This is a genomic window from Neptuniibacter marinus (assembly GCF_965223595.1).
Classification (GTDB): Bacteria; Pseudomonadota; Gammaproteobacteria; order Pseudomonadales; family Balneatricaceae; genus Neptuniibacter; species Neptuniibacter marinus.
Window position 1 is genome coordinate 1,751,879 of sequence record NZ_OZ245004.1, and the last position, 15,114, is coordinate 1,766,992.

General features: G+C 42.1%; 13 protein-coding genes. 11 read left to right on the top strand and 2 right to left on the bottom strand.

Translation table 11 applies throughout. The features are described from left to right. Positions 1-7 precede the first annotated feature (7 nt). Positions 8-1,066 (bottom strand): phosphoribosylformylglycinamidine cyclo-ligase, encoded by a 1,059-nt coding sequence (gene purM, locus ACOQOE_RS08110; protein WP_067867024.1) that lies wholly within the window; start codon positions 1,064-1,066, stop codon positions 8-10. A 195-nt stretch (positions 1,067-1,261) separates the two neighbouring features. On the opposite strand from purM, the gene ACOQOE_RS08115 reads away from it, so the two are divergent. From ACOQOE_RS08115 to tcdA, 7 genes are all read left to right on the top strand, one after another. Continuing rightward, on the top strand, positions 1,262-2,320 hold the full coding sequence (locus ACOQOE_RS08115) for a DUF2066 domain-containing protein (protein WP_067867026.1): 1,059 nt from the start codon (positions 1,262-1,264) through the stop codon (positions 2,318-2,320). A 19-nt stretch (positions 2,321-2,339) separates the two neighbouring features. Then, the gene (locus ACOQOE_RS08120; protein ID WP_067867028.1) at positions 2,340-3,440 is read left to right on the top strand and encodes an AI-2E family transporter; all 1,101 of its coding nucleotides are present in this window, start codon (positions 2,340-2,342) and stop codon (positions 3,438-3,440) included. Continuing rightward, the gene (hda, locus tag ACOQOE_RS08125) at positions 3,430-4,134 is read left to right on the top strand and encodes a DnaA regulatory inactivator Hda (RefSeq protein WP_067867030.1); all 705 of its coding nucleotides are present in this window, start codon (positions 3,430-3,432) and stop codon (positions 4,132-4,134) included. Before ACOQOE_RS08120 ends, hda begins: the two co-directional genes overlap by 11 nt. A 160-nt stretch (positions 4,135-4,294) precedes the next feature. Continuing rightward, complete coding sequence (locus tag ACOQOE_RS08130) at positions 4,295-4,663, top strand: hypothetical protein (RefSeq protein WP_067867032.1); 369 nt, start codon at positions 4,295-4,297, stop codon at positions 4,661-4,663. A gap of 120 nt (positions 4,664-4,783) precedes the next feature. Then, entirely contained in the window at positions 4,784-5,473 is a 690-nt protein-coding gene (locus ACOQOE_RS08135) for a TIGR01621 family pseudouridine synthase (protein WP_420555400.1), read from the top strand. Between the two features lie 5 nt (positions 5,474-5,478). After that, complete coding sequence (locus tag ACOQOE_RS08140) at positions 5,479-5,697, top strand: hypothetical protein (protein WP_420555401.1); 219 nt, start codon at positions 5,479-5,481, stop codon at positions 5,695-5,697. 55 nt (positions 5,698-5,752) lie between these two features. Further along, positions 5,753-6,562, top strand: a complete 810-nt coding sequence (tcdA, locus tag ACOQOE_RS08145) for a tRNA cyclic N6-threonylcarbamoyladenosine(37) synthase TcdA (protein ID WP_067867036.1) — start codon at positions 5,753-5,755, stop codon at positions 6,560-6,562. 111 nt (positions 6,563-6,673) lie between these two features. Here the strand turns inward: tcdA and ACOQOE_RS08150 are convergent, their stop codons facing one another. Beyond that, positions 6,674-7,543 carry a prephenate dehydratase gene (locus tag ACOQOE_RS08150; protein WP_067867038.1) on the bottom strand — a complete coding sequence of 290 codons (870 nt, stop codon included), beginning with the start codon at positions 7,541-7,543 and terminating at the stop codon, positions 6,674-6,676. A 240-nt stretch (positions 7,544-7,783) separates the two neighbouring features. Between ACOQOE_RS08150 and ACOQOE_RS08155 the strand changes: the two genes are divergently transcribed. From ACOQOE_RS08155 to ACOQOE_RS08170, 4 genes are all read left to right on the top strand, one after another. Continuing rightward, the gene (locus ACOQOE_RS08155) at positions 7,784-9,862 is read left to right on the top strand and encodes an ATP-binding protein (RefSeq protein WP_420555402.1); all 2,079 of its coding nucleotides are present in this window, start codon (positions 7,784-7,786) and stop codon (positions 9,860-9,862) included. Positions 9,863-9,867: 5 nt separating this feature from the next. Further along, entirely contained in the window at positions 9,868-11,262 is a 1,395-nt protein-coding gene (locus tag ACOQOE_RS08160) for a sigma-54-dependent transcriptional regulator (RefSeq protein ID WP_420555403.1), read from the top strand. Positions 11,263-11,657: 395 nt separating this feature from the next. Next, a complete protein-coding gene (locus ACOQOE_RS08165) occupies positions 11,658-12,689 on the top strand; it encodes a TAXI family TRAP transporter solute-binding subunit (RefSeq protein WP_067867092.1) in 1,032 nt (343 codons plus the stop codon). A gap of 228 nt (positions 12,690-12,917) precedes the next feature. Then, complete coding sequence (locus ACOQOE_RS08170; protein WP_067867044.1) at positions 12,918-15,059, top strand: TRAP transporter permease; 2,142 nt, start codon at positions 12,918-12,920, stop codon at positions 15,057-15,059. Positions 15,060-15,114 lie beyond the last annotated feature (55 nt).

Genomic DNA, 15,114 nt, shown 5'->3' on the forward strand with positions numbered 1-15,114 from the left:
GGCTGGATTAAACTCCCATGCCTGCAAGTTCAACCTGTTCTTCGCCATTGTTTGCTTCAGCAATAGAACCGATTACCCAAGCCTCTTCATTGGCATCAGCCAGAATAGAAAGGGCTTCTTCTTGTTTCTCAGCAGGTACACAGATCACCATGCCTACGCCGCAGTTAAATGTGCGGTACATTTCAGTTGTTGCTACATTTCCTTGTTCTTGCAACCATGTGAAAACAGGAGGCAAGGTCCAAGACTGCGTATTAATTACCGCTTTTGCGTTAGCCGGAAGTACGCGTGGGATATTCTCAAGTAAACCGCCGCCAGTAATGTGAGATAGCGCATTAACTTGTGACTCTTTAATGAGCTTAAGCAGAGACTTAACATAGATCCGCGTTGGTGCCATTAAAGCATCAGCCAGAGGTTTGCCATCTAATTCAGCAGTTAATTCAGTGCCGCTTACTTCTAAGATTTTACGAATCAAAGAGTAACCGTTTGAATGGGGACCTGAAGAGGCTAAACCGATCAGTACGTCACCGACTTTAACTTGGCTACCATCTATAATGTCATCTTCTTCTACTACGCCTGTACAGAATCCGGCTAAGTCGTAATCTTCGCCTTCGTACATGCCTGGCATTTCTGCTGTTTCACCGCCGACTAAAGCGGCTCCGGCAAGCTCGCAACCTTTGCCTATGCCTGTTACAACATCTGCTGCAGTATCAACGTTAAGTTTACCTGTCGCGTAATAATCTAAGAAAAGTAGAGGTTCTGCGCCGGCTACAATCAAGTCGTTGACACACATAGCGACTAAATCGATACCAATAGTGTCGTGTTTACCTAAATCCATAGCTAAACGTAGTTTAGTACCGACACCGTCAGTACCTGAAACAAGTACAGGTTTACGATAGCCTTCAGGGATACGACATAATGCGCCGAAACCACCTAAGCCTCCCATTACTTCTGGGCGGGTGGTGCTTTTTGCTACGCCTTTAATACGATCAACTAGGGCATTGCCAGCGTCGATATCGACACCCGCATCTTTATAGCTCAGTGAGCTGCTATCAGAACCGGTAGACATGGATCAGTTAACCTTTCATGTGCAAGGGAAAATATGGAAGAAAATTATTGCGCGTATTCTACCGTTTCTTGGCATTTAATACACTCATATCCTGATGCAAAATTAACAAAATGTCATAAGAAACCATCTAAAAAGCATTATCAGCTTGTGGTACAGTTACGCCATCTTCCTGTTTGCAAATTTTGAGGCAGCTTAATGGACGTCTTGCGGACTTATTGCATTACCTTGCTTGTATTTGTTTTTGCTGTTGTTACACCTGTTGCCTATGCAGGCACTATGAGTAACCTTTACAGCGTCGAACTACCCGTTAACGCAGAAACGCAGGCGCCGACTGATGCACAAATTACTGAAGGTCTAAAGCAGGTCTTGGTAAAAGTATCAGGTAAGCGGTCATTAAATACCCACCCGGCTATTCGTCAGCAATTACAGGCGCCATCGACTTTTTTACAGCAGTTTAGTTTTACGAGTCGAATCATTGCGGGGCAAAATGTTACAAGATTGCTTCTTGATTATAACAGTGCTGCCGTTGACCATTTGATTACCCAAACTGGAGTGAAGCCATTAGGTATTCAGCGTCCTACCTTGTTGGTATGGTTGGTCTCCGATCAGCAGGGTTATCAAGACTTCGTTTCTGCCGACAGCGTTGAGATTAATCTTTTAAATTCAACTGCTCGTGCTCGGGGTCTACCTATCCAACTGCCTTTGTTAGATTTACAGGATCAGACAGCAATACAGGTGAGTGATGTATGGGGGTTATTTGAAGATGCAGTACAATCCTCCTCGACACGCTATCGTCCAGATGCGGTGATTGCTGCTCGGTTGCAAAAATCAACTTCGGGCATGATTCAGTTGAATGCTATCTTTTTAAAGGATGGAAAGGTTGAGCGACTATCCTATTCAGGTAACGCAGAATCGGTCTTGACTCAAATGGTAGATACTATATCCGATCAGTTGTTTAATCCCGTTGTTAGCCATGATTTGAGCTATTTTCAATCAGGGGTTGCTGTTAAGGTTAGTAATATCAATAGTTTAAGTGATTATGTGCAGATAACTGATTTTTTAAAATCCCTTCCGATCGTACGTACACTAAAGCCTGAGAGGGTGATGAGTGGTGACGTTGTTTTGAGATTGGAGCTAGATGGAAGTGAACAGCAGCTGCAGCAAGCAATTGGCGTTGAACCTCGTATTCAAGCGATGGATCAGCAATTAGACCTTAATGGCCTCAATATATTGAGCTACCGTTGGCAAGGTTAAAACAAATAGGTATAGGGATATGACGGAATCACAACGCTGGTTTTTTTTAATAATAGCTTTAGTGCTATCAGGTGTGATCTATCTGTTAGCTCCGATCCTATCACCGTTTTTGATCGGAGCTTTATTGGCATATCTGTCTGACCCTATTGCCGATCGCCTCGAGGCTTCTGGTTTATCAAGAACTGTTTCAGTAGTCATTGTTTTTATCGCTATGACTGCATTAGTTGCACTGTTGTTTCTAATCTTCATTCCGAAAATTGGTTATCAGATTCAGACCTTATTAGAACGGGTTCCTCAAGCAATAGTTTTGTTTGAAGAGCAGATTTTTCCTTGGATTCTGAGTACTTTTAGCCTTGAAGCTTCTGTTTTTGATTTTGCCCATCTTAAAAAACTTTTAGTGGGTGATCTGCAAAAAACGAGCGATATTATGGCGCAATTAGTGGGTGGTATAACGAAGTCCGGCCTAGCTATTGTTGCATGGGTCGCGAATCTCGTTTTGATTCCTGTCGTTACATTTTATCTGTTACGTGATTGGGATGTTATGGTTGATAAGATCAAACATCTATTGCCTCGTAATCTAGAGACAAAAGTCTCTCTATGGGCATCTGAATGCGATGAGGTGTTGGGTGCTTTTATGAAAGGGCAGCTATTGGTCATGTTGGCGCTAGGTATTGTTTATGCGTCAGGTTTATGGATTGTAGGGCTTGATCTAGCGCTTTTGGTTGGTATGATCGCAGGCCTTGCGAGTATAGTTCCCTATATGGGATTTATTATTGGTATTGTTGTAGCCAGTGTTGCGGCTTTTATGCAGTTCCAAGATCCTATGGTGCTGGCTTTTGTGGGTGTGGTATTTATTGTTGGTCAACTATTAGAGGGGATGTTGTTAACACCGCTTCTGGTTGGTGATCGTATTGGATTGCACCCAGTTGCTGTTATTTTTGCTATTATGGCCGGCGGCCAGCTTTTTGGTTTTGTCGGGATTTTATTGGCACTGCCTGTTGCAGCTGTGGTTATGGTGTTACTGCGTCACCTAAATGAAGGGTATAAGAGTAGTGCTTTATACGCGCATGACTCTTCGAGTGATCTTGAACAATCTGAATCGTTAACAAATGACAACTAACCATCCATTTCAAATTCCATTATCCGTTGGGTTGCACGACGATGCTCGTTTTGAGAATTTTTATTCTCAAGGTAACGAATTAATATGTGCCAGCTTAAAAGCTGCAGCTCATGCCGAGGGTGAACAGTTCATCTATATTTGGGGTGGGGAGGGTGTTGGGTGTACGCATTTACTGCAAGCGGTTTGTCATGAAGCTGATCCTGCGGGCACAACGGCTGCTTATCTGCCTCTGGATGAGCTAAAACATATGGGTGGCGGTATTCTTGATGGTATGGAATATCTTGATCTTGTTTGCTTAGATAGTATCGATGTAGTGGTAGGTGACAAGCAATGGGAAGAGGCGTTATTCCATTTCTTCAATCGTATTCGTGAACAAGGCAATATATTAATTATTGCCGCAAGTTCTGCGCCGCGATATTTAGGAATTAACTTACCCGATTTAGCGTCTCGTCTAAGTTGGGGGGTCGTTTTCCAGGTTCAGGCTTTAGATGATGCCACTAAGCTTAAAGCAATTCAGATGCGAGCTACTGCACGAGGGCTTGAGTTCTCTGAAGATGTTGCCCGGTACCTCCTTCATCGTGCAAGTCGTAATATGAATGATTTAACGTCGTTACTTGATACCTTAGATCAAGCCTCGTTGAGTGCTAAACGTAAGGTTACTATTCCTTTTATTAAAGAAGTAACTGGGTTGTAAACTGGCTTTTAGAGCAGGCCACGATTGGTAATTTCCCTCCCCCTTTTTTGCTCTAGCTTTCCTAATTTCTTTCTGGCTTTTCATAAAGCTGTCATTATTATCTGTGAAGCTCCTTTATGTAGAGTTCTAATTTCATTAGGGCGCTTTTCTTGGAGGTTATATGGCGAAGAATCATCTTTCTGAAAAATTGCAGAAAAAGATAGACAAAGAAAAGGTGTTGATTAAAGAGAACAATGTTCGTTTTACGGTGACACACCTGAGTCCTAAAGGAAAAGTACTAGGCCGTGAATGGTATAAAGGTTTTACGGCGGTGACGGATAAGCGTTTAATATTGGTTTCAAATAGTGTTAAGTTTCTCAATCTAAAAGGCGGTGATGATCGTTTTTCTACTGCAAAGTTTATTGAAGATAATGTTGCATGTTTAGAGGTTGAGTATTTTAAAGAGATTGGTAGTCATCGTTGCGTTGAATTTCATATATATACAGATAAAGTCGATAAGTTTTTAAAGCAGATCGAGAAATTATCTTAAGTATTATCTAGGCGGGGTCTCTTCCTGCCTATATTTTCCCTGCTTCCTCAAGTAAACAACTCCCTTCCTTGATAAATATAATCAACTCCCGCATTATTCCGCTTTTTTATGGGGCTTTGCGTGTATCAGATCATTGATCAAACAGACGATCTTCTTGTGATTAACAAATCTCAGGGGGTTAGTGTCCATAAAGACCAGAATGACACTGGTTTAACTATGCAGTTAAAAGATGATTTTAAATTAGATGAACTTTATCTCATACATCGATTAGATAAAGTCACATCAGGCCTTTTGCTCTTTGCGAAACAGGCGAAAGCTGCGGCGGCACTCTCTGCGCTATTCCGGGAGCGTAAAGTCACTAAGTATTATCTTGCGATATCCGCAAAAAAGCCTCGCCGAAAGCAAGGTGCTATCATTGGCGATATGGTCAAGGCGAGACGGGGCAGCTGGAAGCTTTTGTTGAGCAAAGAAAACCCCGCGATTACTCAGTTTTTTAGTACCTCACTAGCTCCGGGGTTCCGTCTGTTTATCATAAAACCATATACAGGAAAGACCCACCAAATTCGTGTAGCTTTAAAAAGTGAAGGTTCACCAATATTAGGTGATCAGCTTTATGCGGGTTTGGAATCTGATCGGGTTTATCTACATGCTTTTAGTTTGAGTTTTAGCTACGACAATCAACAGTATAATTACTCCTGCTTGCCTAACGAGGGAGAGCTGTTTGGCAGTGATTTTAAACGAGTAGTTAGTGATTTTTTCGAGCACCCAGACCAATTAAAATGGCCAAAAATAACGACTAATAAAAGGTAATAATGATGAGTGATAATGAACGCATTGAACGTGATTTTAACCTTCGCGATGAAGATGAGAAAAAGGCTTTCCTTGAGGAAACTTGGTGTGATAACTGCCAAGAGGTCAATCTTGGAATGAAAAATCCAATAGAGTATGAGCAAAACGATATTATCTTTATTGAAGGTAAATGTCGTAAATGTGGAAATACTATTCTGACTGAGATTACAGAAGAAGAGTTTTAAGTTAATTAAGTGTTTGAACTGCGTTTTAGGTTTAACACAGGTTAGGGGAAGATTGTTGTCCAGCGATTTTGAAAATAGATTTGGTGGTACGCGTCGCTTATACGGTACTGATGTTGTCGATATGTTTAGTCGTGCGCATATCTGCGTTATTGGTATTGGTGGAGTCGGTTCCTGGGTTGCTGAGGCACTTGCACGTACAGCAGTTGGTAAGATAACACTAATCGATTTAGATGATATCTGTATTACTAATGTTAATCGCCAGATTCATGCATTAGATGGCAATATTGGTCGTTCTAAAGTTGAAGCTATGGCTGAGCGGATAAAACTGATTAATCCGGCATGCCATGTGAATGAGGTTGATGATTTCATTACTCTTGAAAATATTCCTGAGCTGATTACTAGTGATTTCGATTATGTGATCGATGCCATTGATAGCGTGAAAGAAAAAGCCGCGTTAATCTCCCATTGTGGCTATCGAAAGATCCCTATTATTACTGTAGGCGGAGCGGGTGGACAAACAGATCCGACCAGAATTGAGATCTGTGATCTATCCAAAACCAGCCATGACCCACTTGCCGCTAAAGTACGTTCACTATTACGTAGGAACTATCAGTTTAGTAAAAGCGGTAGACGCTTTTCGGTGGACTGCGTGTATTCGACTGAGCAGCTAGTATATCCACAGCCTGACGGTTCCGTTTGTGCACAAAAAAGTATTACGGATGGAAATACCCGTTTAGATTGCTCGGGCGGTTTTGGCGCATCAACCTGTGTGACAGCCAGCTTCGGTTTTGCGGCAGTTGCTAGAGTGTTGGATAAAATGAAAAAACGTTGGGAGAGGGATCAAGCTCGCTTGCATGATGTGTAATGTGAAGGGGTGGGTGAGTTAAAGCGTAGCCCATATTACAAAAGGGGGTTACGCTGGCTTAGATTTTTTGAGTGTTAGATGTTCGGAGCTTATATGCTCTAGGAGTACAGCTTATTCAATAATCTGATCATCACGTAGACGGAATGGATGCCAAGGGTAAGTTCCCATAATACGTACTTCCTTAGCAAAGAAATCTAACTCTTGAAGAGCATATTTCATAGACTCTTGATAAGGGTGTCCTTCAACGTCAAGGTGAAAACTGGTGGCGGTCATCGTATCTGATGCCATATAGCTTTCAAGTTTCAACATATTAACGCCGTTAGTTGAAAACCCTCCTAGCGCCTTATAAAGGGCGGCGGGGATGTTTCTGACGGTAAACATGATTGAGGTCATGAAGCGTACATCTGGTTTTAACTCAGGCATATGACTATCGCGTGCCAAAATCATAAAGCGTGTAGTGTTACCCGATTTATCCTGAAAATTATCACGCAGAATATTAAGGTCGTAAAGTTCTGCGGCTAGGCTAGATGCGATGGCAGCTAGACCTTTGTTATTCGGATTTACACTGAGGTCAGCAGCGGCTCCTGCCGTATCAAGGCTGGCAATCGGTTCTATGCCAAGCTCGGCAATATTGCCGTAACATTGTGCGAGAGCTTGGGGGTGAGATGATACTGCTGTAATTTCACTTATTTTGCTGCCTTTGGGCGCAAGCAAGCAGTGATTGACCGGTTCGAAATGTTCACCAACAATGTGAAGTTTCGTTTGTGGCATTAAGCGATAGATCTCTTCTACTCGCCCCGCAGTAGAGTTCTCTAATGGGATCATTGCAAATCGCGCTTTTCCGCTATCCACCATAAACATCGCATCAGCAAAGGTATGGCATGCTTTTGCTTCTAGCTCTGGGTAAGCTTTACGACAGGATAAGTGGGAATAGGCGCCTGGGACACCTTGGTAAGCGATTATTGCTGGTAGATCGGTCATAGTATTTAATCTATCAATGTAAAACGAGGTGCGTATTATTACACAGAGATTAGCTCTCTGTTACTGTTCAAATGGGTTTAATTACGTGTTTCTGTTCCTTTGTATAGGTAAATAGCACAACCTTATGATCGCTTTTAATCTATTATGCCCTTTTATTTTAAATGTATTGGCTAAATCACAATTAATGGGCCATTGCTGTTTATTCTGATGAGTACCTCTTTAATGATACATCGATTACTGATGGCACTAATTTTTCTAGTATTTACTTTATTGTTCACTTGGCAAGTGGTTAATGTGACTCGTGACTGGACGTTACAGCGTTTACATGACCAAGGTTCTGCTGAGTTACTCAAGGTGATTACCGAGCTTCGAGTCGCTTTAGGCGAGTATCGTTACTTACCGTTTCTTATTTCACAAAATGTGAGCGTGAAAGAGTTACTTACTTTTTCTAAATCCGAAAAAAGCGCTGAAGTGAGTTTATACCTTGAGCAAACGAATCTTGTTGCAGGTTCCTCCTCACTTTTTTTATTAAACACTGAAGGTAGGGCGCTGGCTTATAGTCATTGGCGAGATGAAGAGGATTTTTTTCAGCGCTCCCATAATAATCAAGCTTATTTTCAACAGGCGAGTGATGGCCATCGGGGCAGACAATTTAGTTTAAATGTAGATACAAAACGTCCTGCCTATTTTTTGTCTTCCCCTATTTATGAGGGCACCCGTTTTATTGGCGCAGCAGTCGTCCGAATTGAGTTGCAAAACTTAGTGCAAAAGCTTCGTTCGGTTGAAACTGTGCTTATTACTGATAACAAAGGAACCTTATTTTTCTCTACGGGTTCTTTTCAACGTTTTGAAAACCTCCAAGCTCAAGCGCGTATATATCCACATGAATTAAGCAATGGTGTAACTACCACTTTGTGGGAGAAAGAGAAACACCATTGGCTTGCACGCTCTGTCGCACTTGACGACTTAGCGTGGGAGGTGACGGTTTTAAATGATACCGATGTGGTTAATAAAAATATTCGTAATGCAACGCTGTTTTCATTTGGTGGTTGTGTCGCTTTTGGTTTGCTTATGCTGTTGTTTAGAGAACGGCAGTTAAAGCTACGATCTCAGAATGAAACGAGACAAGCATTAGCGCGAAATGAAGCGCAGCAGAAAGCGATTATTAACCATGCTCAAGTTGGCTTACTGTTAATCGATAGTCAGGGTTTAATACGCTTTGCAAATAAAATGGCGTTACAGCAGTTTGCGGTAATGATGAAGGTGATTATCAACCGTCCCATTGCGGAGATGGTGGTAGCTGACGGTGATCCGTTAGTGAATCGGCTTCTGACTAATTTAGATTGGGATAGTTTCTCGCCATTGATTGGCTACGAATCGGTAGGCGTTAGAGGAGACGGTACTGAATTCCCCTTAATGATCTCTGTCCGAAAAATGTTGCCAAAACAGTCTCCCTCTTTACGTGACTTAGCGCTTGAAAAAGATGAAGCAAAGCGGTTTTTGGTAACGGTTATTGATATATCCCGCCGTAAAGGCTTAGAAATGGAACTTAAACGGGCCAATAATTCGTTAGAAACTAAGGTTGAAGAGCGGACAAAGGCCTTAAGCGAAGCGCAAAATGAATTGATTCAGGCCGGAAAAATGGCTGCATTAGGGCGTATGTCCACGGCCGTTGCTCATGAACTTAACCAGCCTTTAACAGCGATTCGAAATTATGTGGCGATCTGTAAGCAGCTGTTGAACCAACCAGAGATGTTAACCGAAAATCTATCTGAAATTGATCTACTAACACAGCATATGGCTCAAATTACCTCCCAATTAAAAACCTATGCTTATAAAAAACCTGAGGATAAACAGCCGGTTTCTATTCAGATGGTGGTTGAGCATTCATTGCTACTGTTTAAGCAACGTATTGTCGATGAGCAAGTTGAATTAACGACGCAACTGCCGGGAAATACGTTATACGTCTTGGGCGACAATACCCGTTTAGAGCAGGTAATTGTTAATTTGGTTAATAATGCTTTGGATGCGATGAGTGCAAGCGCTGAGCGGAAGTTAAGTATAGAGGTGACCTATAGCGATAAGGTTATTATTTCGATCAGTGATTCGGGAATGGGTATTGCTGCGGATTTATTGGATAGCTTATTTGATCCATTTGTTACCTCTAAGAAGATTGGTGATGGATTAGGGTTAGGGCTAGCTATTGTGAAATCTATTATTCGTGATCTAGAAGGCGATATAGAAGTAGGAGAGAGTCGGCTAGGTGGAGCCTCTTTTACGGTGAAACTACCTATTTTCTCGGTCTCGGAGGATAATTGAAAGTTATGGGCGAAATGAGTGTAAACGAAGATAATTTCAGAGGCACTGTTCTTCTCGTTGATGATGAAGCAATGGTACGCAAGTCAACGGAAAAGTGGCTAACCATGGCTGGCTTTGAGGTGATTGGCTGCGATAGTGGCGCTGAAGCACTTAAGCATATTTCTGAATCTTTCCAAGGAATTGTCGTTAGTGATGTGAAAATGCCCGGGATGAGCGGTTTAGAGTTTATGGCATTAGCATTGACTGAGGTGCCAGGTCTGCCTGTTGTGTTGGTGACAGGGCATGGGGATGTAGATATGGCGATCTCGGCCATGCGGAAAGGGGCTTATGATTTTATCGAAAAGCCCTTTAACCCAGAACGATTAGTGGAAACGATTCAGCGCGCCTGTGAAAAGCGTCGCCTCATGTTAGATAATCTTCGGTTGCAGCAGCACTTAGCAAGCTCAACGGGTATAGATAAGCGGTTGATTGGTATATCACCTGTTATACAACGTTTAAAGCAGGAGATTATTACCTTAGCTGATTTAGATACCAATGTGATTATTTATGGAGAAACAGGTACGGGAAAGGAGCTTGTAGCCCAGTCATTGCATGAGTTTAGTACCCGAAATAAAGCCCATTTCGTTCCTATTAATTGTGGCGCTATCCCTGAAGCGTTAATAGAGAGTGAGTTGTTTGGTCATGAAGCGGGTGCGTTTACTGGGGCGAGTAAGCGCCGTATCGGCAAATTTGAATATGCGAGTGGTGGTACGCTGTTTCTTGATGAGATTGAGAGTATGCCTTTGCATCTGCAAATTAAGTTATTGCGAGCATTGCAGGAGGGCGTGATTGAAAGGCTAGGTGGTAATGCACCTATAGCGGTGGATCTGCGAGTGATTGCTGCAGCAAAAACGGATCTGAGAGTGGATGATAATTTCCGCGAAGATCTATTTTATCGTCTTAATGTCACCCAATTACATATCCCCCCCTTACGGGATCGTTTGGAGGATGCCCCTTTACTGTTTGAACATTATTTGAGGATGACAGCGCAAAGCCATGAGTGTGAGCCGCGTATATTACCAGAGCAAGATATAAGAGCACTGCATAGTTATCAATGGCCTGGTAATGTGCGAGAGCTTAAAAATGTGGCGATGAGATACGCATTGGATAAGCGGGTGTCTGTATCCGCTATATTGTTTCCAGATGATCAGCCTATGCAACTAAGCGAGTTAAGTGGGGATATCTCTCAGCCATTAGCGATTCAGGTCGCAGCTTTTGAGGCCGAAGTGATTAAACGCTCGTTGGCTGAGCATGAGGGTAATATTAAAGCTGTAATGGATATGCTTGATCTGCCGCGTCGTACGTTGAATCAGAAGATGGCTAAATATGGCCTTCATCGCTCCGACTTTACCCCAGATTAATTTTTACTATCTGATTTATAAGGTTATTTTAAATAGGCGGTTTTTTGCTTATTGTGCGTATCTATCCTCTTATTTGATGTGATTTCCATACTTTTGAATTTCTTCCACTTTTACCGATAGCCCCAAGTCAGTGGCTATGCGCCTATTTTTATATGCTTCTACTTGTTTTGCTCTTAGCTTTTATCGTCTTTAACTTAAATAAGCTATTTTTTGCTTATATAGCTTGATTTTGATAAGCGTAATTTTGCCTATTTTAATTGCTCTTAATGTTAATGATTATTAACTTATTGAAAGTTATGGTAAATATTTTGTTTTTTAAGGTGGCATTATGCTTGCTTGTTATAAATCGTGCAATAGATTTAATAATAAAACACCAAATGAAGAAGGGTTACAGGATGACAATAACAAAACGTACTTTTATCAAGGGTATGGGCTTAGCGCTTGCAGCGAGCACTGCAGTAGGAACAGCAGGCTTAGTACAGGCTGCTGATGAGAGACGCTCTTATATATTGGCAACAGCATCAACAGGTGGAACTTATTATCCGGTAGGTGTTGCGCTTGCAACGTTGACTAAAATTAAACTTGAGCCATCACATAAGATCTCCATGTCTGCGATTAACTCAGCAGGTTCAGGTGAGAACATTAAGTTATTGGGCGAAAACGAAGCTCAGTTTGCTATCCTGCAGGGTTTATATGGTGCTTGGGCTTGGAATGGCGAAGGCCGTCTTAAAGAAGCGGGTCCTCAGAAAAATTTACGTTCAGTTACTATGCTTTGGCAGAATGTAGAGCAGTTTGTTATGAAAACTGATCATACGAAAACTGGCACGATTGCAGATATGAATGCATTAGCGGGTAAAAAGTTTTCTATAGGTAAAAAGAACTCTGGTACTGAAGGTTCTGGTAGAACAATTTTAGGCAACTTAAACATTGATGCTGATGGGTTTAATCTTGCGTATATGGGTTACGGTGCGTCAGCAGATGCATTGCAAAACGGTACGATTGAAGGGATGAATATCCCATCGGGTGTGCCTACATCAGCGATTACTCGTGCTTACGCGGCGTTAGGTAGCGACATTACGGTACTTAATTTTACCGATGAGCAGATTAAACAGGCAAACGGTAATTATAAGCTGTGGACGCCATATCATATCCCCGCTAATACTTACCCAGGTCAAAGCAAAGATATCAATACCATGGCTCAGCCAAACTTTTTGGCAGTACGTGATGATGTTTCGGAAGAAGATGTTTATTTGCTGACTAAAACAGTTTATGAAAATCTCGCATTCTTAAATGGTATTCATAAAGCGACTAAAGCAATGTCGTTAGAAAAATCTATCGCCGGTTTGCCTGTGCCTCTTCATGCAGGTGCTGCGCGCTACTACAAAGAGATGGGTATAGAGATACCTGATCACTTGATTGCTAAATAAGTTGATTGGGAGGGAACTATTAATTTAGTGGGTTGTCTATTATTACAGCTCTCCTCCTACTTTTGGTTTGAAGTGTTCAGACCGGTGCAAACTTAGCTACCAGCGAGGTTAAGTTTGCACTACCTATTTTTTTATAAATACTCCAGCAATTGTTACCATCATTCTTCAGAAATGTAATCTGAGGTTATGGGGTTTTTGCGCATCGAATTTGTTTGAGCGATTAGAATTATGGCGACTGAAGCGAACGTAAATGATCAAGAAGATATTAGAGAAAAACTCAAAGGGTTAGAGCTTACGCAGCGTCCTGAGAACTCTGTCACTGGAAAAATTATTTATTGGGTAGGTGTCGCTTTTGCGTTGACGCATATCTATTTCAACACATTAGGTACTTGGTCTGAGCTTTATGTTGCCGCCGTTCACTTTAGTGGCTTTGCATTTTTGTGCGCTTTGATGGTTCCTGTCTTTAATTCCTCGAATGTAGCTAAGCAGAAAGTCGCTTTAATATTGGATCTTTTACTTGGTGTTGCGGCAGTTGCTTGTGCGTTGTATTTAATTGGTTTTGAAGATGCTCTCTATGATAGAGGGGTTAAGTTTGTCCAATGGGACTGGGTCTTTTCTATAAGCGCTATCTTTATCGCTTTGGAAATGGCGCGAAGAACAACAGGTTGGTTTATTCCATCAATGATTTTAGTGGCTTTGACCTATGTTTTTTGGTGGGGTCAATACATTGATGGTATGTTCGGTTTTGCTGGCCTTAGTTTAGAAACCTTGCTCTACCGTTCCTATTTTTCGTCTGAAGGTATGTTTGGCCAGATAGCTCGCATATCTTGGACCTATGTTTTCATGTTTATCTTATTTGGTGCCTTTTTAGTTAAGTCAGGTGCTGGCGATTTTATTATTGATCTCTCCCGTTGCGCTGCGGGCCGTTTTGTTGGCGGGCCAGGCTTTGTTGCTGTACTAGGGTCTGGTTTGATGGGTTCCGTTTCTGGATCATCAGTTGCTAACACAGTGTCCACTGGTGTGATTACCATTCCATTAATGCGAAAAGCAGGCTTCCCCGCGCGTTTTTCAGCGGGTGTAGAAGCGGCTGCATCAACAGGTGGACAGCTAATGCCTCCCGTTATGGGGGCGGGCGCGTTTATCATGGCATCCTATACGCAAATCTCTTATCTCGATATTATTGCCATCGCGGCTTTACCTGCATTGTTGTACTTTCTCTCGGTTGGCTTCTTTGTTCGTGTCGAAGCTAAACGTAGTCATGCCCATGCTGTCGAAATAGATACTCGCACTTTAGGTGAAGTATTTAAGGGGGGCTGGCATTTCTTACTGCCTCTGGTGGTATTAGTGTCCTTACTTATCTATGGATTCACACCCACTTATGCCGCTGGCATTTCAATTATATCAGTAGTGGTTTCATCCTGGTTATCTAAGCATCCTATGGGAGTTAAAGAGATTCTTGATTCTCTTGCTCAAGGTTCGCGGAATATGGCGACCACAGCGATGTTGCTTATCTCTGTAGGCTTAGTTGTTAATGTGGTTGCAATGACGGGGATCGGGAATACCTTCTCACTTATGGTGACTGAATGGGCAGGGGGGAGCTTATTAATCACTTTAGTTTTGATCGCACTAGCCTCACTAATCTTAGGTATGGGACTGCCTGTGACGGCTGCTTATATTGTTTTGGCAACGCTTTCAGCGCCGGCACTTTATGGATTAATGGCCGAAAGCCGTTTGTTGGATTTGATCGTCACCGGCACGCTACCTGATGCGGCTAAAACCATATTTATGCTAATTGATATGGAGAAGGTGAGTTTATTATCGGCACCGATGAGTGAGGTAGATGCTAAGGCTTTATTGAGTTCTGTGCCTGCTGATTTTAAAGGTCAGTTATTAGATCAGGCGTTGGCTCCTGAAGCCTTAGCAATGATTTTGTTGTCTGCTCATATGATTATTTTCTGGTTATCTCAGGATTCCAATGTAACTCCACCCGTCTGTTTAACCGCTTTTGCCGCGGCTGCGATCGCTAAAACACCGCCAATGGCGACAGGTTTTACTGCATGGAAGATTGCTAAAGGTTTGTATGTAGTTCCTTTGCTTTTTGCTTATACCAATTTTATTGGTGGCACTACAGCGGAGGTGTTAAGCATATTTGTATTTGCGGTCTTTGGTCTATATGCTTTTGTTGGTTTCATGGAAGGCTATCTAGAAGGACCGTTGAATATAGTGATGCGGGCGTTATGCGGCGTATGTGCTATCACTCTGTTATGGCCCCACGATCAAGTATTGGTAAGTTTGGCTGGGGGAGCCGTTTTTATCATAATCTTTATGTTTAGTCGAAAAGCGGATAAAGATGCTCTTCAAGCAGTGTAGGTACTTGATTAATTAATTAGTTTAATTATTTGGTTTAATGGCAGGAGGTCTTGTG